The organism is Kitasatospora sp. NPDC048298, assembly GCF_043201465.1.
Taxonomy (GTDB): Bacteria; Actinomycetota; Actinomycetes; order Streptomycetales; family Streptomycetaceae; genus Kitasatospora.
Genome location: NZ_JBICYZ010000096.1, coordinates 1 through 24,079, shown reverse-complemented (window position 1 = coordinate 24,079; position 24,079 = coordinate 1). Strand labels below are relative to the sequence as shown.

The 24,079-nt window shown below is 74.3% G+C and carries 13 protein-coding genes and 1 pseudogene; 7 read left to right on the top strand and 7 right to left on the bottom strand.

Annotated features, from left to right (window positions below):
* Nucleotides 1–63: 63 nt before the first annotated feature.
* From ACGF0D_RS40345 to ACGF0D_RS40315, 7 genes are all read left to right on the top strand, one after another.
* Nucleotides 64–1,299 (top strand): cytochrome P450, encoded by a 1,236-nt coding sequence (locus ACGF0D_RS40345; protein ID WP_392925170.1) that lies wholly within the window; start codon nt 64–66, stop codon nt 1,297–1,299.
* A complete protein-coding gene (locus tag ACGF0D_RS40340) occupies nt 1,296–1,523 on the top strand; it encodes a ferredoxin (RefSeq protein WP_392925169.1) in 228 nt (75 codons plus the stop codon). Before ACGF0D_RS40345 ends, ACGF0D_RS40340 begins: the two co-directional genes overlap by 4 nt.
* The gene (locus tag ACGF0D_RS40335) at nt 1,520–3,151 is read left to right on the top strand and encodes an ABC transporter substrate-binding protein (protein ID WP_392925167.1); all 1,632 of its coding nucleotides are present in this window, start codon (nt 1,520–1,522) and stop codon (nt 3,149–3,151) included. Before ACGF0D_RS40340 ends, ACGF0D_RS40335 begins: the two co-directional genes overlap by 4 nt.
* 4 nt (nt 3,152–3,155) lie before the next feature.
* The gene (locus ACGF0D_RS40330; RefSeq protein ID WP_392925165.1) at nt 3,156–4,091 is read left to right on the top strand and encodes an ABC transporter permease; all 936 of its coding nucleotides are present in this window, start codon (nt 3,156–3,158) and stop codon (nt 4,089–4,091) included.
* Entirely contained in the window at nt 4,088–4,975 is an 888-nt protein-coding gene (locus ACGF0D_RS40325) for an ABC transporter permease (RefSeq protein ID WP_392884493.1), read from the top strand. The genes ACGF0D_RS40330 and ACGF0D_RS40325 overlap by 4 nt, the downstream gene beginning before the upstream one ends.
* The gene (locus ACGF0D_RS40320) at nt 4,962–6,584 is read left to right on the top strand and encodes a dipeptide ABC transporter ATP-binding protein (RefSeq protein ID WP_392925163.1); all 1,623 of its coding nucleotides are present in this window, start codon (nt 4,962–4,964) and stop codon (nt 6,582–6,584) included. The genes ACGF0D_RS40325 and ACGF0D_RS40320 overlap by 14 nt, the downstream gene beginning before the upstream one ends.
* A gap of 76 nt (nt 6,585–6,660) precedes the next feature.
* Nucleotides 6,661–7,719 carry an LLM class flavin-dependent oxidoreductase gene (locus tag ACGF0D_RS40315; protein ID WP_392925161.1) on the top strand — a complete coding sequence of 353 codons (1,059 nt, stop codon included), beginning with the start codon at nt 6,661–6,663 and terminating at the stop codon, nt 7,717–7,719.
* On the opposite strand, the gene ACGF0D_RS40310 is transcribed toward ACGF0D_RS40315, so the two are convergent.
* The 7 genes and pseudogenes from ACGF0D_RS40310 to ACGF0D_RS40280 all read right to left on the bottom strand — a co-directional run.
* On the bottom strand, nt 7,662–8,711 hold the full coding sequence (locus ACGF0D_RS40310; RefSeq protein ID WP_392884496.1) for an LLM class flavin-dependent oxidoreductase: 1,050 nt from the start codon (nt 8,709–8,711) through the stop codon (nt 7,662–7,664). The genes ACGF0D_RS40315 and ACGF0D_RS40310 overlap by 58 nt on opposite strands.
* A 93-nt stretch (nt 8,712–8,804) precedes the next feature.
* A complete protein-coding gene (locus ACGF0D_RS40305) occupies nt 8,805–9,599 on the bottom strand; it encodes a BTAD domain-containing putative transcriptional regulator (protein WP_392925159.1) in 795 nt (264 codons plus the stop codon).
* A 41-nt stretch (nt 9,600–9,640) separates the two neighbouring features.
* Nucleotides 9,641–10,198 (bottom strand): flavin reductase family protein, encoded by a 558-nt coding sequence (locus ACGF0D_RS40300; protein ID WP_392884498.1) that lies wholly within the window; start codon nt 10,196–10,198, stop codon nt 9,641–9,643.
* A gap of 86 nt (nt 10,199–10,284) precedes the next feature.
* Entirely contained in the window at nt 10,285–13,194 is a 2,910-nt protein-coding gene (locus tag ACGF0D_RS40295; RefSeq protein ID WP_392925157.1) for an AAA family ATPase, read from the bottom strand.
* Between the two features lie 507 nt (nt 13,195–13,701).
* Nucleotides 13,702–15,213 (bottom strand): MFS transporter, encoded by a 1,512-nt coding sequence (locus ACGF0D_RS40290; protein WP_392925155.1) that lies wholly within the window; start codon nt 15,211–15,213, stop codon nt 13,702–13,704.
* Between the two features lie 125 nt (nt 15,214–15,338).
* Nucleotides 15,339–21,908: pseudogene (locus ACGF0D_RS40285) on the bottom strand (beta-ketoacyl synthase N-terminal-like domain-containing protein); the annotation flags it as partial.
* A 91-nt stretch (nt 21,909–21,999) separates the two neighbouring features.
* Nucleotides 22,000–24,079, bottom strand: a 2,080-nt coding sequence (locus ACGF0D_RS40280; RefSeq protein WP_392925153.1) for an SDR family NAD(P)-dependent oxidoreductase, incomplete at its 5' end; no start/stop codon positions are given.

The window sequence follows — 24,079 nt, the reverse complement described above, 5'->3', positions numbered from 1 at the left end:
CGAAAGCCCACCGGCACAGCCTGGCCGGGACCCCGTACGCCGCCGCTCGCAGGAGTTCAGGACATGTCCCACCCCATCGCTGTGAGTCTCACCGACGACCCCGCGTCGCTACCCGACTTCCCGCAACAGCGGCACTGCCCCTACCAGCCGCCGCCGGGCTACCGCGAACTGCGCCGCGCCGAGGGACCGGTGGTGCGGGCCAGGCTGTACGACGGCCGGCCGACCTGGGTGGTGCTCGGCCACACGGAGGCCCGCGCCCTGCTGATCGACCCGCGGCTGTCCTCCGACTGGAGCCGCCCGGACTTCCCCTCGCCCAGCCCCCGGCGCAAGGCCATCCAGAAGGCGACCATCCTGGTCGGCATGGACGGCGAGGAGCACGCCTCCTACCGGCGGCGGCTGATCTCCTCGTTCTCGGTGCGCCGCACCCGCGAGCTCGGCGAGGGGATCCAGCGCCGCTCGGTCGAACTCGTCGACGCGATCCTGGAGCAGGGGCCGCCGGCCGACATCCTCAGCGCGCTGGCGCTGCCGCTGTCCTCGTACACCATCTGCGGCATCCTCGGGGTGCCCTACGAGGACCACGACTACTTCGAGGCGCAGTCGGCGGCGCTGGTCTCCCCCCAGGTCTCCGAGGAACAGGCCACCGGGGCCCTGATGAGCCTGCGCGACTACCTGACCTCCCTGGTGGAGCGCAAGGAGAAGGAGAAGACGCCCGGCGACGGCCTGCTGGACACCCTGGTCTCCCGTGACCTCGCCGGCGGAACGATCTCGCGCGACGACGTCATCCGGCTCGGCATCATCCTGCTGATGGCCGGTCACGAGACCACCGCCAGCATGATCACCCTCAGCACCTTCACCCTGTTGCAGAACCCCGAGCAGCTGGCCGCCTTCCGCGCCGACCCGGCCGGCGGCGCGCTCGCCGTCGAGGAACTGCTGCGCTACCTGTCGATCGGCGACGTCGCCATGCGCATCGCCGCCGAGGACATCACCGTCGGCGGCGTCACCCTGCGCGCGGGCGACAGCGTGATGCTCTCCACCGCCGAGATCAACCGCGACCCGGCGGCCTTCGAGCGCCCCGACGAGCTGGACCTGGCCCGCGGCGCCCGCCACCACCTCGGCTTCGGCTTCGGCGTCCACCAGTGCATCGGCCAGAACCTGGCCCGGGCCGAGATGGAGAGCGCGCTCACCACGCTGTTCACCCGGATCCCGGGGCTGCGGTTGGCGGTGCCGCCCGAGCAGGTCGAGATCAAGCCCGCGCAGAGCGGCGTCCAGGGCATCTACGAACTCCCCGTGGCCTGGTGAGCGCCGTGCGGATCGTCGCCGACCCCAAGCGCTGCGTCGGGGCGGGCCAGTGCGTGCTCACCGTCCCCGAGGTGTTCGACCAGGACGAGGACGGCATCGTCGCCCTGCTCACCGACGGCACCGCCCCCGCCGCCGACCGCGACCGGCTCGACCAGGCCGCCCGGCTCTGTCCGGCCGCCGCGATCACCCTGCAGGAGGAGGAGACGGAGGCCGACCCGGCATGAGACGCCACCCCGGCCGCGCCCGACGCGCCCGTCCGGCCGCCCTCCTGGCCCTGCTCGTCGCCGCCGCCACCGCCTGCGCCCCCGGCACCGGAGCCCGCTCCGGTGCCGGGGGCGGGCGGATCGTCTACGCCGTCGACTCCCAGCCGGACTGCCTCGACCCGCAGGTCAGCCCGTACGACATCACCGCCGTGATCGACCGGAACATCTTCGACTCGCTGGTGTCCACCGACGCCGACGGCCGGCTCCGGCCCTGGCTCGCCACCTCCTGGCAGGTCTCCGACGACGGCCTGGAGTACACCTTCCGGCTGCGCGAGGACGTCCGCTTCCACGACGGCACCCCACTGACCGCCGACGCCGTCAAGGCCACCCTGGACCACACCGTCGCCCCGGAGACCAAGTCCCAGTACGCGGCCGGGCTGATCTCCATGTACCGGGACACCACCGTGGTCGACCCGTACACCGCGCGGATCGCCCTGACCAGGCCGTACCCGCCGCTGCTCCAGTTGCTGTCCACCGCAGTCTTCGGCATCCAGTCGCCCACCGCGCTGCGCGCCGACCAGGGCCGCACCTGCGGGCACCCGGTCGGCAGCGGCCCGTTCGTGTTCACCGACTGGGCCCGCAACCGCCGGGTCGTCCTCGACCGCAACCCCGCCTACCAGTGGGCCCCCGAGGACGCCGGCCGCACCGGCCCCGCCCGCGCCGAGGGACTCACCGTGGAGTTCGTCCCCGAAGCCGCCTCCCGCTTCGGCGCGCTGAGCTCCGGCCAGGTCGACATCGCCGCCGCCATCCCGCCCGGCAACATCAGCCGACTCGCGCACGCCGACGGCTTCCGCTTCCTCCAGGCCCCGCAGCCCGGCGCGCCCTACCTGCTGCTGCTCAACCCGGGCCGCGCGCCGCTGGACGACCTACGGGTCCGCCAGGCCCTCCAGTACGCCGTCCGCTACGACGACCTGGTGCGCGCCCTCTACTCCGGCCGCCACCAACGGGCCTGGGGCGTCCTGTCCCCGGCCACCCCCGGCTACAACCGGGCCGTCGAGGGCGCCACCCCGTACGACCCCGGACGGGCCGCCGCCCTGCTCGACGCGGCCGGCTGGACCGGACGCGACGGCGACGGCTACCGCACCCGCGACGGCAGGCGCCTGAGCATCGAGTGGCCATACATGACCAGCCTGATGCGCGACCAGCGCGTCCTGCTCGCCCAGGGCATCCAGGCCGACGCCCGCCGGGCCGGCATCGAGATCCGCCTCACCGCCCACGAACCCGGCACCTACCTGAAGAAGGCGCTCTCCCGCGACGCCGACATCCTCGCCTTCAGCTGGAACCGCGCCGACCCCGACGTCATGCGCACCTACTTCGCCTCCGACCAGACCGCGGACAAGGGCGGGTCCAACGCCTTCGGCGTGTCCGACCCCGAACTGGACGCCTGGCTCCGGGAAGCCTCCGCCACCTCCGACCCGGCCCGGCGCGACGCCCTCGACGGCCAGGCCCAGCTCCGGATCCAGCAGCAGGCCTACGCCCTGCCCGTCTACGCCCCCACCACCCTGGTCGGCGCCGCCGACCGGGTGCGCGGCGTCACCTTCGACGCCCAGGCGTACCCGCGCTTCTACGACGCCAGGCTGGAGGGATGACCCCGTGACCGCCCCGCTGCGCTGGCTGCTGCGCCGCCTCGTCCTGGCCGCGCTGGTCGTCCTCGGCGCCGCTCACGCCGTGTTCTTCGCGTTCCGGCTGCTGCCCGGCGACCCGGTCCGCAGCGTGCTCGGCTCCACCAACCCGACCCCCGAACTCGTCGCCCAGGTGCGCCGCGAACTCGCTCTCGACCAGCCACTGGTGGTGCAGTACGGGCGCTTCATGGGCCGCCTGCTCACCGGCGACCTCGGCGAGTCCTACCAACTCCAGCAGCCGGTGGGCCAGGTGATCGGCGGCCAGCTCTGGCCGACCCTCCAACTCGCCGTCGCCGCCTTCGTGCTGGCGCTGCTGCTCGCCCTCGCCGCCGCCGTGCTCACCGCCGACCGGCCGCGGGCCCGGCGGCTGTCCTCCGCGCTGGAGCTGTTCGCCGCCTCCAGCCCCGCCTTCGGGATCGGAGCGGTGCTGCTGGCCCTGCTGTCCTTCCGGCTGCGCTGGTTCCCCGCGATGGGCGGAGACGGGATCTCCGGCCTGGTGCTGCCCGCCGTCACGCTCGCCGTGGGCATGGCCGGGGTGTTCACCCAGGTGCTCCGCGAGGAGCTCGAACGCGTCCTCGACCAGCCCTTCGTCCTCACCGCCCGGGCCCGGGGCGGCGCCGAGCTGGCGGTCCGGCTGCGGCACGCGCTGCGCCACGGCCTGATCCCGCTGGTCACCCTCGCGGGCTGGGCCGCCGGAGCCCTGTTCGGCGGCGCCGTCGTGGTCGAGACCGTGTTCAGCCGCCAGGGGCTCGGCCAGCTCACCGCCACCGCCGTCCAGGGCCGCGACCTGCCGGTGGTCACCGGGGTCGTGCTGCTGTCCGCGACGGTCTTCGCGCTGATCAACGTGGCCGTCGACGTGCTGTACCGGGTGATCGACCCCCGGATCGCCGAGAGGAGCACCGGATGACCACCAGCCGACTGCCGGTCGGGGCCGCGGCGCCCGCCACCCGCCGCCGCCCGCTCGCCCGCCTGCCCCGCACCGGGGCCGGGACGGCGCTCGCCTGGGCCCTGCTCGCGCTGGTGCTGCTCGCCGCCCTGGCCCCCGACCTGCTCGCCGGCCAGGACCCGCAGGCCATCGACCCCGCCGACGCGCTGAGCGGACCGAGCCGGACCCACTGGCTGGGCACCGACCAGCTCGGCCGCGACCTGTTCAGCCGGATCGTGCACGGCGCCGGTGCCTCGTTGCTGATCGGCCTCGGCGCCACCGCCCTCGCCCTGGTCGGCGGGGCGCTGCTCGGGGTGCTCGCCGCCACCGCCGGCCGCGCCGTCGACCGGGTGCTGTCCCGCCTCACCGACGTCCTGATGGCCTTCCCCGGCCTGATGCTCTCCCTCGTCGTGGTCACCCTGCTCGGCCCCGGCAGCGCCAACGCCACCCTGGCCATCGGCGCCTCGCTGCTGCCCGGCTTCCTGCGCCTGGCCCGCGGCCAGGCACTCGCCGTGCGCGCCGGCGACTACGTACGGGCGGCCGTGGTCATGGGCCGCGGCCGCGCGGACATCCTGCTGCGGCACGTCCTGCCCAACGCCCTGCCGCCGCTGCTGGTCCTGGCCACCGTCAACACCGGCAGCGCGATCATCTCGGGCTCCACGCTCAGCTTCCTCGGGCTCGGCCCGAAGCCACCCGCGCCCGAGTGGGGCAGCATGCTCTCCGAGGGCCGCGACCACCTCGACACCGCCTGGTCCGTCGCCGTCTTCCCCGGACTCGCCATCACCCTCACGGTCGTCGCCGTGACGGTCGTCGGCCGGGGCCTCCAGCGGCGACTGGACGGAAGGGACGGCCGTGACCGCGCCTGACCGAACCGCCCCGCTGCTCACCGTCGAGGACCTGAGGATCTCCTTCGGCCACGGCCGCCGGCGCACCGACGTCGTCCACGGCGTCGACCTCGACCTGCGGCCCGGCGAGTGCCTCGCCCTGGTCGGCGAGTCAGGCTCCGGAAAGACCCTCACCGCCCGCGCCCTGGTCGGACTGACCGGCCCCGGGGCGAGCGTCACCGCGCGCCGCCTCGACTACGGCGGACAGGACCTGCGCACCCTCGGCGCCCGCGAGTGGCGGCGACTGCGCGGCGCCGGAATCGGACTGGTCTCCCAGGACGCCCTGGTGTCCCTCGACCCGCTGCGCCGGGTCGGCGACGAGGTCGCCGAGCCGCTCGCCGTCCACGGCATCGGCACCCGCCGGGACCGCCCGCAGCGCGCCGTGGACCTGCTGCGGGAGGTGACCGTGCCCGAACCCGAGCTGCGGGCCCGGCAGTTCCCGCACCAGCTGTCCGGCGGCCAGCGCCAGCGGGCGCTGATCGCCGCCGGGATCGCCGCCGCCCCCCGGGTGCTGATCGCCGACGAGCCGACCACCGCCCTCGACCCCTCCGTACGGGCGCAGATCCTCGACCTGCTCGCCGAGCGCCGGGCCACCGGCATGGCGGTCCTGCTGATCAGTCACGACCTCTCCGCGGTGGCCAGGCTGGCCGACCGGATCGCGGTGATGCGCGCCGGCCGGATCGTCGAGACCGGGCCCACCGGGGAGCTGCTGGCCGCGCCCCGGCACCCGTACACCCGGATGCTGCTCGACTCCGTGCCCACCGGCTGCCGCCAGGCCGAGGCGACGGCGCGGGTCGGCGAGCGGGTGGTGCTGCGCGCCGAGGGGCTGACCAAGGCCTACCCCGCCACCGGCGGCCGCCGGGCCGGTACGGTCACCGCGCTGGACGCGGTCTCGCTGGAACTGCGCGAGGGCGAGACCCTCGGCGTCCTCGGCGAGTCCGGCTCGGGCAAGACCACGCTCGGCCAGACGGTGCTCGGCCTGCTGGAACCGGACGCCGGGCAGGTGACCCTGCTCGGGCAGCCGTGGTCCGGGCGCGGCGAGGCGGCCCGCGCGGCGCTGCGCGGGCGGATCCAGCTGGTGCAGCAGGACCCGCTGTCGTCCTTCGACCCGCGCTGGACGGTGGAGCGCATCGTCGCCGAGGCCCTGGGAGCACCCGGCCGCCGGGCCGCCCGCCGCCACCGGGCGCGGATCGCCGAACTGCTCGCGCTGGTGGGGCTGGACGAGGGCCTGCTGGAGCGCCGGCCCCGGCAGCTGTCCGGCGGCCAGCGCCAGCGGGTCGCGATCGCCCGGGCGCTCGCCCCCGAACCGGAGGTGATCGTCTGCGACGAACCGGTCTCGGCGCTGGACGTCTCCGTCCAGGCCCAGGTGCTCGACGTGTTCGCCGAGGCCCAGCGCCGCCTCGGGGTGGCGCTGCTGTTCATCTCCCACGACCTCGCGGTGGTGCGACGGATGAGTGACCGGGTCGCGGTGATGCGGGCGGGCCGCATCGTCGAGACCGGGGCCACCCAGGAGGTCTTCACCGCCCCGAAGGACCCGTGGACCGCCCACCTGCTGGAGGCGATCCCGCCGCTGGAACCGACTCGCCCCTGACAGCCCGCGCCCGACTCCGGGCGCCCCACCGCTGACTGCCGGAACGAACCACCCGAACGACGATGGAGAGCCGCACATGAACGACACTGCCGGTCCGATCCTGTCCGTCCTGGACACCGTGCCCGTCTGGTACGGCGTCCCGGCGGCCGACTCGCTGCACCAACTCCTGGAGCTGGCGCCCGCCGTGGAGCGCCTCGGCTACCGCCGCTACTGGCTGGCCGAGCACCACAACATGCCCGCCTTCGGCACCTCCACCCCGCCGGTGCTGATCGGGCAGCTGGCCGCCGTCACCTCCACCCTGCGGGTGGGCTCGGGCGGCGTGATGCTGCCCAACCACACGCCGCTGGTGGTGGCGGAGCAGTTCGCCACCCTCGACGTGTTCCACCCGGACCGGATCGACCTCGGGGTCGGCCGGGCGCCGGGCGGGGAGCCGGCCACCGCCCGGGCGCTGCGCCGCACCGGGGACCCGGCCCACGCCGGCTCCTTCGGAGAGCAACTCGTCGAGCTGGTCGACTACCTGACGCCGTCCGGGGAAGGTGAGCGCCCCGCGGTCGCGGTCTCCCCGCCGCCGCAGCGCCCGGTGCCGGTCTGGCTGCTGGGCACCAGCGAGTCCAGCGCCTCGCTGGCGGCCCGCCTGGGTCTCCCGTACGCCTTCGCGCACCACCTCAACCCGGCCGGGACGGCGGCCTCGGTGGCCCGCTACCGGGCGGAGTTCCAGCCCTCGGAACGGCTGGCGCAGCCGTACGTGGCGGTGTCCTCGCAGGTGGTGGCCGCGGACACGGACGAGGAGGCGCAGTGGCACGCCGGTCCGATCCGGGTCGCCCACGTGGAGGGGCGGATCAACCCGCTGACCCTGTTCCGCACCCCTGAGCAGGCGGCCCGGTACAGCCTGACGTCAGCTCAGCAGGACTATCTGGAGGGCCACTTCGCCGCCCAGGTGGTCGGCGGTCCGGAGACCGTCCGGCGCCGCCTCGCGGAGTTCCGGGCCGAGGTCGGCTTCGACGAACTCCTGGCGGCGACACCGGTGTTCGGCCTGCAGGCGCGGATCCGGTCGTTCGAGCTGCTGGCCGAGGCGGCTCAGCCGGCCAGGGACTCGTCCGGCTTGAGCCCGGTCAGCTCGGCCAGCAGCTCGTAGGAGCGCACCCGCTCCTCGTGGTCCTGGACCACGGAGAGCATCATGAGCTCGTCGACGGCGGTCGCCCGGACGAACTCGGTGACCTTCTGCCGTACGGTCTCGGGCCCGCCGAAGATCTGGGCGTCGAACATCTGGTCCACCACCAGGCGCTCCTGGGGCCCGCAGACGAAGGAGGAGGCCTCCTCGACCGGCGGGAAGAGCGGGTTCGTCCCGCGCAGCGACTGGGCGGTGATCATCCGCAGGGGCGTGCTGAGCAGCTCGCCCCTGCGGTCGTCCTCGGCCACCGCGCCGAAGACGGCGACCATCGAGTACGGCTCGCTGAGGTACTGCGAGGGGCGGAACTCGGCGCGGTAGGCCTGGAGCGCGGCCACCGAGCCGTGCGGCGAGAAGTGGTGGGCGTAGGCGAAGGGCAGGCCCAGGCTCGCGGCGAGCTGGGCGCTGTAGCCGCTGGAGCCGAGCAGCCAGACCGGCACCGACAGTTCGGCGGCCGGGACGGCGGTGACCTGGCCGGGCCTGGCCGCCGCGGCCGGGGCGCCGCCGGGCGGGGCGAAGTGGTTCAGCAGCTCGTGGACCTGGGCGGGGAAGTCGCCCGCGCCCAGCGGTCCGGTCTGGCGGCGCAGGGCACGGGCGGTGATCGGGTCGGTGCCCGGGGCCCGGCCGAGGCCGAGGTCGATCCGGTCGGGGTTGAGGGCGGCGAGGGTGCCGAACTGCTCGGCCACCACCAGTGGCGGGTGGTTGGGCAGCATGACGCCGCCGGCGCCGACCCGCAGGCGGGTGGTCGCGGCGGCGATCTGCCCGGCCAGGATGGCGGGCGAGGAGGTCGACAGCGACGGCATGTTGTGGTGCTCGGCCAGCCAGAAGCGGTGGTAGCCGAGCCGCTCCACGGCCTGCGCGAGGCGTACGGAGTTGCGCAGCGAGGTCGAGGCCGTGGACCCCTGCCAGACGGGGGCGGTGTCCAGGACCGAGAGCTTGATTCCCAATTCGGAGGTCATGGCGAACAGAATATGGGGACTGTCCCCACTTTTCAACGCCAGCTGTCCGTCCTACAGTTGAGAAGGAAGGGAGCCCTCGGTCCGGGACGGGCCCTAGGCGGCTGCCGGCGCCCGCAGGGTGATCGGCCGCCGCATCTCGCCCCGGCCGCTGTCCAGCAGGATCTGGTCGTGCAGCTGGTGCAGCTGGCGGCAGGGCGCGATGCCCAGCTCGCGGTCCAGCACCGACCGCACCCGGTGGAACACCTGGAGCGCGTCGGCCCGGCGGTCCGAGCGGTAGAGCGCCAGCATCAGTTGCCGGTGGAAGGCCTCGATCAGGGGGTGCTTCTTCACCAGCGTGTACAGCGGGCCCACCAGTTCCCGGTGCCGGCCCAGCATCAGATCCGCCTCGTTGCGCATCTCGACGCACTCCAGCCGGGCCTCCTCGGCCCAGGTGGCGAACTCGTCGACGATCGCGCCGCCGCGCAACTCGCCCAGCGCCCTCCCGCGCCACAGGGACAGGGCCTGGTCGCAGTGGGTGGAGGCCTCCGCGTACCGGCCGTCCCGGATCGCGGACCGGCCCAGTCGCACCAGCCGCTGGAAGTCGTCCGAGTCCAGGCTGTGTCCGTCGAGCCGGAGTACGTAGCCGGGGTGGCGGGTGACGATCGGAGTGGCCGCCGTCCCCGGTCGCTTCAGCAGCTTGCGCAGCTGCGATATGTAGACGTGCAGCGTCGCCGTGCCGCGGCGGGGCAGTGCGTCGCCCCAGATCTCGTGGCACAGCTGGTCGGTGGACACCACGTCGTCCGCGCGTACCAGCAGAGCGGCGAGCAGGGACTCCACCTTGGGCGCGCTGATGCCGAAGACGTTCTCGCCGTCGGTCATTCGCAGGCTGCCCAGAATCTCGAATCGCATTGTCTGTCCTTCGTGGGGGGGATTCGCGTGACCGATTGGGCTCAGCGCGACACTGAGCCGTATTGCCCGTCGAGATAGACCAGGGGCCGCGCTGTGCCACCCTCGACCGCGTGCACCGGCTGACCGATCACCAGGGTGTGGTCCCCGGCCGGCAGGTCGTACACCTTGCGGCACACCAGTGCGGCGGGCACGTCCTCCAGCAGCGGCACCCCGTACGGGCCCGGCCGCCAGGTGGTGGGCGGCGCGAAGCGGTCGGTGCCGCTGCGGGCGAAGGTGGCCGCGAGCTCCTGCTGGTCCTCGGCGAGCAGGTGCACCGCGAGGTGCTCGGCCGTGCACACCGCCGCCCAGGAGGAGGCGGTGCGGCCGATGCCGAAGGAGATCAGCGGGGGCGTGGAGGACAGCGACGCCAGTGAGGTGGCGGTGAATCCGACCGGCTTCGCCCCGTCGGAAACCGTGATGACGGCCACACCTGCCGGATGGCGTCGGAATACCCGGCGGAAGGCGTCGACGGCAATCGGCTCGCCGTCTGCGAGGCCCGTGGGCGAACAACTCCCGGAAGCCTGCCAGACGTGAAGACCGGAATCCTGACTTTGACCCATATCGTTTGCCCCCGTGAAGCGCTCATTGAGGCGGGCGGGGCCGTGAATGCCCCGCCCGGCGCGTTGTCCTCATGTTTTCAGAGGGATCACGTAACGGCATCAGGGGAAATACGTACGGCCATCAGCCTGGCCAGCTCGGCCCGCGAGCCGACCTCCAGCTTCCGGTAGATCCGGGAGAGGTGGACCTCCACCGTGCGCGGGCTCACCTGGAGCGCCTCGGCGATCTCCCGGGTGCGCTGGCCGGTGCCGGCCAGCCGGGCCACCTCCAGCTCCCGCTGGGTCAGCAGGGCCAGGTCGTCCGCGGCCGGCGGGGCGGGCGCCGGCATCAGCGCGTGGCAGCCGCGGTCCAGGGTGCCCTCGAAGGTGTGGTCCGGGCTCGTCCGGGCGTACAGCAGCACCCCCCACTGCTCGGCCAGCGCGTTCATCCGCTCCGACAGCGCCACGGCCCGGTCCAGGCGGCCGGCGGCGGCCAGCGCCCGGGCCGCGCGCAGCCGCGCGGTCAGCTGCGGCAGCCGCAGGTGGGAGCCGTCGAAGAGTCGTTCCGCCTCCCGGTACGCGGCGACGGCCTCGTCGGCCCGGTCGTCCCGCAGCAGGAAGTGGCCCCGGGCCATCGCCGCGTAGGCGAAGGTGTGCGGCGCCCCGATCAGCCGCGCGGTGTGCTCCGCCGCCTCGACCCAGTCGGCGCCGCCCTCGACCCCGGCGGCCGCCGCCGCCCGGGTCAGCAGCTCGTAGTGGCGGGCCCGGTCCAGCACGGACAGCCCCGTGAGCCCGGGGGAGTCCAGCTCGACCAGCAGGCTCAGGCACCGCTCCGGGCTGCCCTGCTTCAGCAGCGTCTCGGCCAGCGTCAGCACCGCGGAGCGGTACCGGCTGCCCGGCCCGGGCCGCAGTGCCCGCAGCGCCTCCTCGGCCAGCGCCGAGGCCCGGCTGCTGCCCGGCGGTTCGGCGTAGGTGACGCACAGCGCCTCCTGGGCGAGCGCGTGGGTGCGCAGCTGGTCGGCGTTCAGGTAGCCCGCGAGGTCCGCCGCCCGGGCCGCCGAGCGCCGCGCGCTCGCCGGCCGGCCCAGGGCCAGCTGGGCCTCCGCCAGGCCGCTCAGCAGGACCGGCAGCATCGCGTTGTGCGAGCAGTCCGAGGTCAGCTCCACGCCCCGCTCGTAGAAGGACTCCGCGTCGCGCGGGCGGCCGAGCGCGAAGGCGCAGCAGCCGAGCAGGGCGAGGAACTCGGTGTGCAGATAGGCCTCGGCGGTCGGCAGCTCGTCCATCTGCCGGACGGCGGCGTCGTACGAGGCCAGGCAGGCCTCGGTGCGGCCCTCGCCCAGCTCGGCCAGCGCGTGCAGCACCAGTGCGCCCGCGAGGGTGGTGGGATGCCCGTCGGTCCGGGCCCGCAGCAGCGCCTCGGCGGCCAGCCGTGGCAGGTTCCGGCCCTGGCCCAGCAGGGCGACGACGCCCCGGTAGACGGTGAAGCGGGCCACCAGGTCGCCGTTGGGGACTCCGGTGGCGGTGAGGGCGGCCAGTTCGCCGGCCAGCAGGGCGTCGGCCGCCTCGTAGCGCCCGTGCAGGCAGTCGACGAGTGCGCACAGCCGCACCGCGGAACGGTAGGACTCGGTGGGCTGCAGGGGGGTGCCCTGGGTCAGCAGGTGCTGCAGCGTGTCGTTCTTGCAGCCGTACTCGGCGGCCCGCAGCGCCTTGGAGAGCGGGGGGATCAGGCCCAGCAGCCGTCCCGGTGACTCACCGTTGGGGGGAAGCCCCTTGAGGGCCAGCAGCAGCCAGCGGGCGGCGTCGACGGGGGAGGTCGGGACGGCCTCCTCGCCGGCCTTCGCCAGGATCTCCAGGTCCTCGTGGGTGAAGCTGCCGGCGGACAGCTCGATGTGGATGGCGCGTTCGGCGGCGGAGGCGGTCCGGCGGCTGAGTACGGTGAGCGCCCGGCGGTGCGCGCGGGCGCGCCAGCAGTGGTCGGCCTGGTCGTGCAGCATCCGGCGCAGCACGGTGTGCCGGAAGGTGAGCAGCGAGGTGGAGCCGCGCAGCGGGCGCAGGACGTCGACGTCGATCAGTTCGGTGACGACGGTGGTGAGTTCGGGGGCGGGCAGCTCGGAGACGGCGGACAGCTCCTCCCAGCTGAAGCGGTCGCCGAGGACCGCGCCGGACTCGGCGACCAGCCGCTCGGCGGGGTCGAGCAGGGCGAGTTCGGCGGCCAGCGGGGCCAGCCGTCCGGTGAGCAGCCTGGTGCCGAGCAGCGGATTGAGCGGCGCGGTCTCGCCGAGTACGAGCAGGCAGAGGGGGTTGCCCTGGCTCTCGTGGAAGACGGCGGGCAGCCAGCCGGTGTCGGGCGGTACGTCGAGCAGCGAGGCGGCCTGGCGGAGGGTGAGCGCACCGAGTTCGATCCGCTCCACCTGCCCCGACGCGACGCCCTGGGCCAGGGTGCCCAGGAGCGGGGCGTGGGCTTGTCTCGGCCGGTGGACGATGACCAGCAGGACGGGCGCGGGGGCGGTCAACCGGACGAGGTGGTCGGCGAGTTCGAGGGACTGCGGATCGGCCCAGTGGAAGTCGTCGAGGACCAGGAGCAGCCCGCCGTCGCCGGCGGAACGTTCCAGCAGGGCGCGTACGGCCTGGGAGGCGCCGAGCGGCGCCGGTCGCCTGGCGTCGGGGCCGAGTTGGGCGCAGAGCGCCGCGCGCAGCAGCGAGGCGTGCCCGGGAGAGAGTTCGGCCAGCTTCTCCGGGGTCATCACCCCCGCCAGGGCCCGGGTGAAGACGGCCAGCGGGTAGTGCCGTTCGGTGGGGGAGCAGCGACCGTCGAGGACGGTGATGCCGCGGGCTCTGGCCGCCGCGGTCATGGGGCCGAGCAGTCTGCTCTTTCCGGCACCGGGGCAACCGATCAGTTCGATCACACCGCCCTGACCGGCCGCCAGCCGGTCCACCGCGCGCAGTAGTCCGTGCGACTCGTCGCAGCGGACGGAGGAGATGCGTTCAGGGCTGTCCGTGACCGACAGCACATTCACCACAGCAGATGGACCTTTCCCCCGGTCGAGTAACTCATGATCGCTTACCGCTGACGCTCCGCACTGGATGTTCGGCACCAAGGGCTCGTGGCGCGCAGGACATGAAGGGAGGGAGCCCAAAGATCGGTTGTGACGCCTGATCCGGACTCCCTCGGCACCGCACTCTATGCGAAGACAGACGATCTGTTGATCGAATCGTCATATCTGGCTTCGCGGTGCCCCGGGCCTGGTGTCGCGCCCGACGGGGCGACGCCGGGCCGGTCGTCCTCGCGGTGCCGCAGGCCCTGCTCGGCCTCACCTCCGGACCCCGTCTCGCCGCCTACGAGCACTTATCGTTCGGCATCAATCATCTGGTCAGTCTACTGAATGACTGTGTCTCAGGTCTTGATCACCCGCAGCCTGCGCTCGGGAGCGGCGAGGCCCCGGTCGGCTGTCGCCGACCGGGGCCGGTGCCGGGTGCGGACGGGGGCAGCCGCACCCGGCGGATGTTCTCGGACGATCGCCCGAGAGTCAGAGGCCCGCGTGCACGGGCTGCTCGTTCTGCTGCTGGGTGTCGCCGCCGGCCGTCATCCGCCGCATGACCAGGGTCAGCAGGATGGTCAGCGCGGTGAACCCGGCGCCCCAGCTGAAGGCCGCCGTGACGCCCTCGGTCAGGACGTAGTCGGCCGCGCCCTTGGTGTCCAGGCCCGCCGGGGCCTCGGCGCCGCGGCTCGCCGCGCCGAAGACGGTCACCATCACCGCGAGGCCCAGCGCACCGCCGATCTGCTGCATCACGTTCAGCAGGCCCGACGCGGCGCCGGTCTCCTCCGGCTTGATGCCGGAGAACAGGATCGTGGTGACGCCGACCAGCAGGACGCCCATGCCGAGCCCGGCGATGACCATCGGGCCGAGCAGCGTGGACACGTAGGAGGAGGACGGCGTGATCTGGGCGAACCAGATCAGCGCGACGCTGATGGCGGCGGAGCCGACGGCCGTCAGCACCCGGGCGCCGAAGCGCGGCAGCAACTTGGCGGACACACTGGAGGAGCCGAGGATCAGCAGCGCCAGCGGGACGAACGCCAGGCCCGCCTTGATCGGGCTGAAGCCGCTGACCTCCTGCAGGAACTGGGTGAGGAAGAAGAACATCGAGTTGCCCGCCGCCATCACGAACAGCAGGGCGAGATAGCCGATGGCGCGGTTGCGGTCGGCGAACAGCCGCAGCGGGGTGATCGGCTGCTTGGCCTTGTTCTCCACCACGATGAACAGCGCCAGCAGGACGATCGCCGCCACGAACGAACCGATCGTCAGACCGTCGCCCCAGCCCTGCTCGGCGGCGCGGATGAAGCCGTACACCAGCGCGGTCATGCCGAGGGTGGAGCTGAGCGCGCCGCCGAGGTCGAAGGAACCGGGCGTGCGGTCGGTCTCGTGGATGAACATCGGGGCCAGGATCAGCAGTACCAGGCCGATCGGCACGTTGATGAACAGCACCCAGCGCCAGGAGAGCCAGTCGGTGAGCAGGCCGCCGCCGATCAGGCCGATCGCCGCACCCGAGCCGGACACCGCCGCGTACGCGCCGAGGGCCTTGGCGCGGGCCTTCTCCTCGGTGAAGTGGGTGGCGATCAGGGCGAGCACGGTCGGTGCCGCGATCGCCGCGCCCACACCCTGGATGGCCCGCGCGGCCAGCAGCATCCCGGCCGAGGTGGACAGGCCGCCGAGCAGGGAGGCCGCCGTGAACACCGTGACACCGACCAGCAGGCCCTTGCGGTGGCCCAGGATGTCGCCGGCCCGGCCGCCCAGCAGCAGCAGGCCGCCGAACGTCAGCAGGTACGAACTCAGCACCCAGGAAAGGCCGGTGGGGGTGAAGCCCAGTGCGTCCTTGAGGTCGGGAAGGGCGATGTTCACCACGTTGACGTCAAGGATGAGCATGGTCTGGAGGGCCAGGACGAGGACGAGCACCACGCCCGGGCGCTTCTCCTTCGTCCCTGCCCCCGCGACGCCCGTCGGGCGAGCGCCCGCAGTGGTCGCCGAAGTCTGTTCGCTCATGGGTGTGCTGTCTCCTCAGAACCTAAACGGGGACTCTCCCTGTATCCTCCAGAGAAGATACAGGGAGGGTCCCCGTTTATCAACGCCCATCAGTCGGCGTGATGTTGAAGCGAGATGAGGGCGGGTCAGTTCACCCCGAGCTCGCTGTCGATGAAGTCGAACAGGTCGTCGTCCGAGGCCTCGCCCAGCTGCACCTGCGCGCCCCGGTCGCCTCCCTCGCCGTCCCCGCTCTCGGCGGCCTCCAGCCGCAGCAGCAACTCCCGCACCCGGCCGGTCAGCCGGTGCCGGTCCCCGCCCCCGGTGGGCAGCGAGGCCAGCCGGCGCTCCACCCGCTCCAGGTCCGCCAGCGCCGAGGCCAGCCCGTCCTCCTCGGCCGGGGCCAGCTCCTGCGCCAGGAACCGCGCCAGGTCGATCGGGGTCGGGTGGTCGAAGACGAGCGTGGTCGGCAGTCGCAGCTCGAAGGCCGCGGCCAGCCGGTTGCGCAGCTCCACCGAGGTCAGCGAGTCGAAACCGAGGTCCTTGAACGGGCGCTCGGTCCCGATCGTCCCGGCGTCGGTGTGACCGAGCACCACGGCGACATGGCCGCGCACCAGGTCGACCAACTCCCCCTGCCGCTCCGCCTGGTCCAGCGTCGCGAGCCGCTCGCGCACCGCCCGGGCGCCGTCGGGCGCCGCGACCCCGCCGTCCGCCGCGGTGCGGCGGGCCGGGGCCCGGCCCACCAACTCGGCGAACAGCGGCCGGGAAGCGCCGGCCGCGGCCCGGCGGCGCAGCGCCGACAGGTCCAGGCCCAGCCCCACGGCCAGCGGCTGACGGCCCGCCAGCGCCTCGTCGAACAGCGCGAGGCCCTGCTCGTTCTCCAGGGGCAGGACGCCGTCCCGGGCCATCCGGGCCAGGTCGGCCTCGCCGAGGCCCTCGGTCATGGTGCTGGCCTGCGCCCACAGACCCCAGGCCAGCGAGGTCGCGGGCAGGCCGAGGGTGTGCCGGTGGTGGGCCAGGGCGTCCAGGAAGGCGTTGGCGGCCGCGTAGTTGGCCTGGCCGGGAGTGCCGGTCAGGCCGCTGGCCGACGAGTAGAGGACGAAGGCGCTCAGGTCCAGGTGACGGGTGAGCCGGTGCAGGTTCCACGCGGCGTCCGCCTTGGGACGCAGCGCGGTGGCCAGCCGCCCCGGGCTCTGCGCGGTCAGGACGGCATCGTCCAGCGCACCCGCGGTGTGCACGACGGCGGTCAGCGGGTGGTCCGCCGGGACGGACGCGAGCAGGGCGGCGAGAGCGGCCTCGTCGGCGGTGTCGCAGGCCTCGATCCGGGCCCGGGCGCCGAGGTCGGTCAACTCCCGCAGCAGCTCCGCCGCGCCCGGCGCCTGCGGGCCGCGGCGGCTGGTGAGCAGCAGGTGCCGGACGCCGTGCCGGGTCACCAGGTGCCGCGCGAGCAGACCGCCGAGGGTCCCGGTGCCGCCCGTGACGAGCACCGTGCCCTCCGGGTCCAGCGGGGCCGGCAGCGTCAGCAGCGCCTTGCCGGTGTGCCGGGCCTGGCTCAGGTGGCGCAGCGCCTCCGGGGCGTGGCTGACGTCCCAGGCCGTCACCGGCAGCGGGCGCAGCGCCCCCTCCTCGAACAGGGCGACCAGCTCCGCCAGCATCTCCTGGACCCGCTCGCGCGGCACCCGCATCAGGTCGTAGGCGGTGTACGACACTCCGGGGAAGCTCTCGCGCACCCGCGCCTCGTCGCGGATGTCGGTCTTGCCCATCTCCAGGAAGCGCCCGCCGGGCGCCAGCAGGCGCAGCGAGGCGTCCACGAACTCCTGCGCCAGCGAGTTGAGCACCACGTCGAAGCCCCGGCCGCCGGTCGACGCCCGGTACTGCTCCTCGAAGTCGAGGGTGCGGCTGGAGGCGATCCGCTCCTGGGGCACACCGAGCGAGCGCAGCGTCTCCCACTTGGGGGCGCTGGCCGTGCCGTACACCTCCAGGCCCCAGTGCCGGGCCAGCTGCAGCGCGGCCTGGCCCACGCCGCCGGTCGCGGCGTGCACGAGCAGCGACTCGCCCTCGCGGACCCGGGCCAGGTCCGCCAGGCCGTGGAAGGCGGTCAGGAACACCACCGGGACGACCGAGGCGTCGGTGAAGCTCCAGCCCCGCGGCATCCGGGTCAGCCACCGGTGGTCGGTGACCGCCGCCGGGCCGACGGCGTTCGGGAACAGCCCCATCACCCGGTCGCCGACCGCCACCGAGGTGACCCCCGGCCCGGTCTCCAGCACCACGCCGGCCGCCTCGCCGCCGATCTGCGCCTCGTCACCCGGGTACATCCCGAGGCCGATCAGCACGTCGCGGAAGTTCAGGCCGGCGGCGCGCACCCGCACCCGTACCTCGCCGGGCGCCAGCGGGGCACCGGCCTCGGGCGCCGGGAGCAGGGCCAGGTCGCTCAGACTGCCCTTGCTGCGCACGTCCAGCCGCCAGTGCTCGGTGCCCGGCGGCGGGGTGAGCAGCTCGGTGGCGGCGGCCGCGCGGACCAGCCGCGGGGCGTACACCTTGCCGTCGCGCACGGCGAGTTGGAACTCCTCGCCGGAGCGCAGGGCGGCGGTGACGGCCCCGGTCGGGCCCTCGGCGAGCGGACCGTCGAGGTCGAGCAGGCCGAAGCGGTCCGGGTGCTCGGAGTGGGCGGTGCGGACCAGACCCCAGACGGTGGACGCCGCGAGGTCGCGGATCTCCGGGCCGGGGCGGGCGGCCACCGCACCCCGGGTGACCAGGACGAGGCGGGCGTCGTCGGGGACGCCCTCGGCCAGCCACTCCTGGGTGAGGGCGAGGGCCCGTTCGGCCAGCCCCCGGGCGTGGTCGGGCAGCTCGGCGTCGGCCGGGGACTTTCCGGTGAGCGCGGCCAGGACCAGGGCGGGGGCCGACTCCCCGGCGAGGGCCGTCCGCAGCGCGGCCAGGTCGGCGTGGACGGTGGCGCCCAGGGCGTCGGCGAGGCCGAGGCCGTCCGGCGCGAGGACGTGGACGCCCCGGGCGGAGGCGGCGGGGTCGAGCGGGGCGGTGGCCAGCGGCTTCCACTCCACCAGGTGCAGCGGGGCGCCCGCGGTCTGCGCGGCCCGGGCGGCCGGGCCGGCGAGGGCGGCGAAGTCCCGCTGCGAGCCGGGGCGCGCGGTGAGCGCGGTGACCGTCGCCACCGGCGCTCCTTCCGGGTCGGCCAGGTCCAGGCGCATGGTCCGCTCGCCCGCCGGGGCCAGCCGCACCCGCAGCGTGCGCGCCCCCAGCGCCGCCAGCCGTACACCGGACCAGCTGAACGGCAGCAGCACGGACCCGTCCTCGTCGGCGTCCAGCGCCCCGGAGGCGAGCGCCCACGGGTGCAGGGCGGCGTCCAGCAGCGCGGGGTGGAGGGCGTGGCCCTGCGTGGCGGCGCCCTCGGGCAGGCGGACCTCGGCGTAGTGGGTGTCGCCGTCGCGCCAGGCCCGGACGAGGCCCTGGAAGAGCGGGCCGTAGGCGTAGCCGCGCTCGGCGAGGCGCGGGTAGAGGTCGGTCAGGTCGACCGGTGTGCCGGCCGGCGGCCAGGCGGTCAGGACCCCGGCGTCCGGGTCGGTGCCGGAGGCCGCGTCGGAGAGGGCACCGGTCGCGTTCCGGGTCCAGGGGGCGGATTCCTCGGTGCGCGAGTGGACGGCGAAGGCGCGCAGCCCGCGGTCGTCCGGGCCCTCCACGGTGAGCTGGAGTTCGACGGCGCCCGGCCCGCCGAGCACCAGTGGCGCCTCCAGGGTGAGGTCCTCCAGCGTCGCCGCTCCGGCCAGCTCCGCGGCGTGCAGCGCGAGGTCGACGAAGGCGGTGCCCGGCAGCAGCGTGGCCCCGGCGATGGTGTGGTCGGCCAGCCACGGGTGGGTGCGGGTGGAGAACCGGCCGCTGAGGACCAGCCCGTCGCCCTCGGCCAGCCGGACGGCGGTGCTCAGCAGCGGGTGGTCGGTGCCGGACTGGACGCCGGCCGTCCGGCGGGCCGCCAGCCAGTAGTGGCGGCGCTGGAAGGCATAGGTGGGGAGGTCGGCGTGGGGCGTGGGGGAGGCCGGCCGGTAGCAGGTGGGGGTGTGGCCGGTGGTGTGGAGCGTGGCGAGGGCGGTGGTGAGGGACTGCGTCTCGGGGGTGTTCTTGCGCAGGGTGGGGATCGCCACGGCGTCGGTGGTGAGGCTCTGGCGGGTGAGCGCGGTGAGGGTGGCGTCAGGGCCGAGCTCCAGGAAGCGGGTGACGCCCGCGGCCTCCAGGTACTGGATGCCCGGGTGGAAGCGGACGGCCTCGCGGACGTGGCGGGCCCAGTACGCCGGGTCGGTGAGTTCCCCCGTGACCGGCTGCGCGGTGAGGTTGGAGATCACCGGGATCCGGGCCGGGCGGAAGGTCAGCTTGCCGATCGAGGCCCGGAAGTCGTCCAGGAAGCCGGCCATGTGCGGCGAGTGGAAGGCGTGGCTGACCTGGAGGCGGGTGGTGCGCCGGCCCTGGGCGGCGAAGTGCGCGGCGACGGCCTCGACCGCCGGGGTGTCGCCCGAGACGACGGTGGAGCGCGGGCCGTTGACGGCGGCGAGGTCGACCCCGCGGCCCAGCGTCTCCAGTAGCGCCAGGACTTCTTCTTCGGTGGCTTCCAGGGCGGCCATCGCGCCGTCACTGCGCGCGGCCTGCATGTAGCAGCCCCGCGTGGCGACCAGGCTCACCGCGTCCTCCAGCGAGAACACCCCGGCCACGTGGGCGGCGGCGACCTCGCCGATCGAGTGGCCGATCAGGTAGTCGGGGACGATGCCCTGCTGCTCCAGCGTCCGGTAGAGGGCGATCTGCAGGGTGAACAGCGCGGCCTGGGTGTACGCGGTCTGGTGCAGCACCTCCGAAGCCTCACCGCCGCCCCACAGCACCTCGTGCAGCGGACGGTCGAGCAGCCGGTCGAAGCGGTCGCAGGCGTCGTCGAAGGCGGCGGCGAACGCCGGTACCGCCTCGTAGAGTTCGCGTCCCATGCCGGGGCGCTGGCTGCCCTGTCCGGTGAACAGGAACGCCGTCCTACCCGGCCGGACCGTGCCGGTGACCAGCCCCGGAGCCTCGGTGCCCTCGGCGAGCGCGCGCAGGCCGGCGAGCAGGCCCTCGCGGTCGGCGGCGCGCAGGACGGCGCGGTGGTCGAAGCGGGTGCGGGCGGCCAGGGCGTGGGAGGCGGCGGTGGTGTCGGTGCCCGGCCGCTCCAGGTGGGTGGCCAGGGCGCGGGCCTGGCCGCGCAGGGCCTCTGCCGACCTGGCGGACAACTGCCAGGGCAGGGCCTGGAGTTCGAGGGCGGCCGGAGCGGAGGCCGGCGGCTCCTCGGCGTTCGGCTCCGCGGCTTCCTCGACGGGCTGTTCGAGGATGACGTGGGCGTTGGTGCCGCTGATGCCGAAGGAGGAGACGGCGGCGCGGCGCGGCCGGTCGTCCGCGGTGCCCCACGGGCGGGCGTCGGTGAGCAGTCGGACGGTGCCGTCGGACCAGTCGACGTGGCTGGTGGGCTCGCTGACGTGCAGGGTGCGGGGGAGGGTCGCGTGCCGCATCGCCATGACCATCTTGATCACGCCGGCCACACCCGCGGCGGCCTGGGAGTGGCCGATGTTGGACTTGATCGAGCCGAGCCAGAGCGGGTGTTCGGTGTCGCGGGCGCGGCCGTAGGTGTTCAGCAGGGCCTGCGCCTCGATCGGGTCGCCGAGGCGGGTGCCGGTGCCGTGGGCCTCGACCGCGTCCACCTGGTCGGCCGTCAGCCGGGCGTTGGCGAGGGCCTGGCGGATGACCCGCTCCTGGCTGGGCCCGTTGGGGGCGGTGAGCCGGCTGCTGGCGCCGTCCTGGTTGGTGGCGGTGCCGCGGACCAGGGCGAGGACCGGGTGGCCGTTGCGGCGGGCGTCGGACAGGCGCTCCAGGAGGAGCAGGCCCGCGCCCTCGCCCCAGCCCGTACCGTCCGCGTCGTCCGAGAACGAACGGCACCGGCCGTCGATGGACAGGCCCCGCTGGCGGCTGAACTCCACGAAGGTGTTGGGCGTGGACATCACCGTCACCCCGCCCGCGAGGGCGAGCGAGCACTCGCCCTGCCGCAGCGCCTGGGCGGCCAGGTGCAGGGCGATCAGCGAGGAGGAGCAGGCGGTGTCCACGGACACGGCGGGGCCCTCCAGGCCGAAGACGTACGCCAGCCGGCCGGAGGCCACGCTGCCCAGGCTGCCACTGGCGAGGTAGCCCTCGTACTCCTCGGGGGCGGGCTGCAGCCGGGAGGCGTAGTCGTGGTACATCACCCCGGCGAAGACCCCGGTGTCGCTGCCGCGCAGGCTGGTCGGGTCGATGCCCGCCCGCTCGACGGCCTCCCAGGCGGTCTCCAGCAGCAGCCGCTGCTGCGGGTCGGTGGCCAGCGCCTCGCGCGGGCTGAGGCCGAAGAACTCCGGGTCGAACCCGGCGGCACCGTACAGGAATCCACCGTGCCGGGTGATCGACCTGCCGGTCGCGTGCGGATCCGGGTCGTACAGGTCCTCCTCCCAGTCCCGGTCCTCGGGGAAGGTGCCGATGGCGTCCGTGCCGTCGGCGACCAGCTGCCACAGCTCCTCGGGCGTGGTGACCCCGCCCGGGTAGCGGCAGGCCATCCCGACGATCGCGATCGGCTCCTGCCGGGCGTCCTCGATCTCGGTCAGCCGCCGTCGGGCCTGCCGCAGATCGGTGGTGGCCCGCTTGAGGTACTCGCGGAGTTTCTCCTCGTTGTTCGCCGCTTGGTTGTTCGGCACGTCGTTGTTCGCCACGGAATCTACCTTCAGCTGGAAATGTCGGTCGGGAGCGGGACGGCGGGCGGGATCAGGCCAGGCCGAGCTCCTTGTCGAGGGCGTCGAACAGCTCGTCGTCGGTCGCCGCCGCCAGGTCGCCGTCCGGGTCCTCCTCGGCCGTCAGCCCGTGCCATCCCTGCAACACGTACTGGAGGCGCTGGGCGATCTCGGCCGCCTCCGGGACGACGCCGCCGGCGGCGTCCGCCGAGTGCTGCTTGAGCAGTGCCTCCAGCCGGTCGATCGCCTCCAACGGGCCCCCGGCGCCGGCCGGTTCCGCCGGGGCCAGTTCGGCGAGCAGATGCCGGGCGGCCGCCAGCGGGGTCGGGTGGTCGAAGACCACCGTGGTGGCCAGGCGCAGCCCGGTGACCTTGTTGATCCGGTTGCGGAACTCCACCGCCGTGAGCGAGTCGAACCCGAGGTCCAGCAGCCCGCGCTCCGCCTCGACCCGGTCCGGCGAGCCGTGCCCGAGGACGGCCGCCGCGTGCTCCCGCACCAGCTCCAGGAGCAGCGGCTCGCGCTCCTCCGTCGGGGCCGCGGCGAGCCGGTCGCGCAGGGACGGGCCGGTGGCGGCCACCGCGGTCGGGGCCGCCTTCGCGCGGGGCGGCCGCGGGGCGGTCCGAACCAGCCCGCGCAGGATCTCGGGGAGCGTGCCCGAGGCCGACCTGGCCTGGAGGGCCGAGCTGTCGAGGGCGACCGGGGCGAGCAGGGGGCTGCCGTGGCCGAGTGCCGCGTCGAACATCCGCAGCGCGTCCTCGGGCGCCATCGGGACGATCCCGGAGCGGCGAAGCCTGGTCAGGTCGGCCTCGTTCAGCTTCTCGCCCATGCCGCCCTCGTCCCAGAGGCCCCAGGCGAGGGAGGTGGCGGGCAGGCCGAGGGTGTGCCGGTGGTGGGCGAGGGCGTCCAGGAAGGCGTTGGCGGCGGCGTAGTTGGCCTGGCCGGCGGTGCCGGTGAGGCCGCTGACGGAGGAGTACAGGACGAAGGCGGACAGCGGGAGGTGGGCTGTCAGCTCGTGGAGGTGCAGTGCGGCGTCGATCTTGGGGCGCAGGACGGTGTCGAGCCGTTCGGGGGTGAGGGCGGTGATGATGCCGTCGTCGAGGACGCCGGCGGTGTGGATGACGGCGGTGAGGGGGTGGTCGGTGGGTACGGCGGTGAGGAGGGCGGCGACGGCGTCGCGGTCGGTGGTGTCGCAGGCGAGGGCCCGGACCTCGGCGCCGGACTCGGTGAGTTCGGCGATGAGGTCGGCGGCGCCGGGGGCGTCGGCGCCCCGGCGGCTGGTGAGGAGGAGGTGCCGGACGCCGTGCTCGGTCACCAGGTGCCGGGCCAGCAGGGCACCGAGTTGACCGAAGGCGCCGGTGATCAGGACGGTTCCGGCGGGAGCGAAGTCGACGGTGCCGGTGGCGCTCGCGCGGCCGAGGGTCGGGCCGTGGAGGGCGTCGTCGCGGACGGCGAGCTGGCCGCGACCGGAGGCGAGGGCGCCGGGCAGGAGGCGGGCACTCTCGTGGACGGGGACCGCGGGATCGAGATCGAGCACGGTGAACCGGCCGGGAGCCTCGGACTGCACGGTCCGCAGCAGGCCCCAGACGGGCGAGTCCGCGAGGGCGGGGACCGCGGGGGCGGGACCGGCCGCGACGGCGCCCCGGGTGAGGACGACCAGCCGGGAGTCGGCGAGGCGTTCGTCGGACAACCACTCCTGGAGGACGGCCAGGGCGGTGTGGGCGGAGTGGTGGGCGCCTTCGGGGAGGCCGAGGTCTGCGGCGGACCAGGGGAGGAGCACGGTGGCGGGGGTACGTCCGGACGCGTCGACCGCGGCACGGAGGGCGGTCAGGGTGGGGTGGGTCTCGGTGATGCCGAGAGCGGACGCGATCGGGTCGCCGGCCTGGCCGACGAGGGCCCAGTCGGTGGTGTCGGTGCCGGTGTCGGCGGGGTGGACGGGCAGCTTCTGCCAGTCGACCGTGTAGAGCGGGTCGCGGTTCGAGCCGAGGGTGCTGGGATCGAAGGCGCGAAGGGTCAGACCGGCGGTGAGGACGGGGGTGCCGGTGGGGTCGGTGATGGTGAGGTGGGTGGTGTCGGGGGTGGTGGGGGTGAGGGTGGCGTGGAGGGTGGTGGCGTTG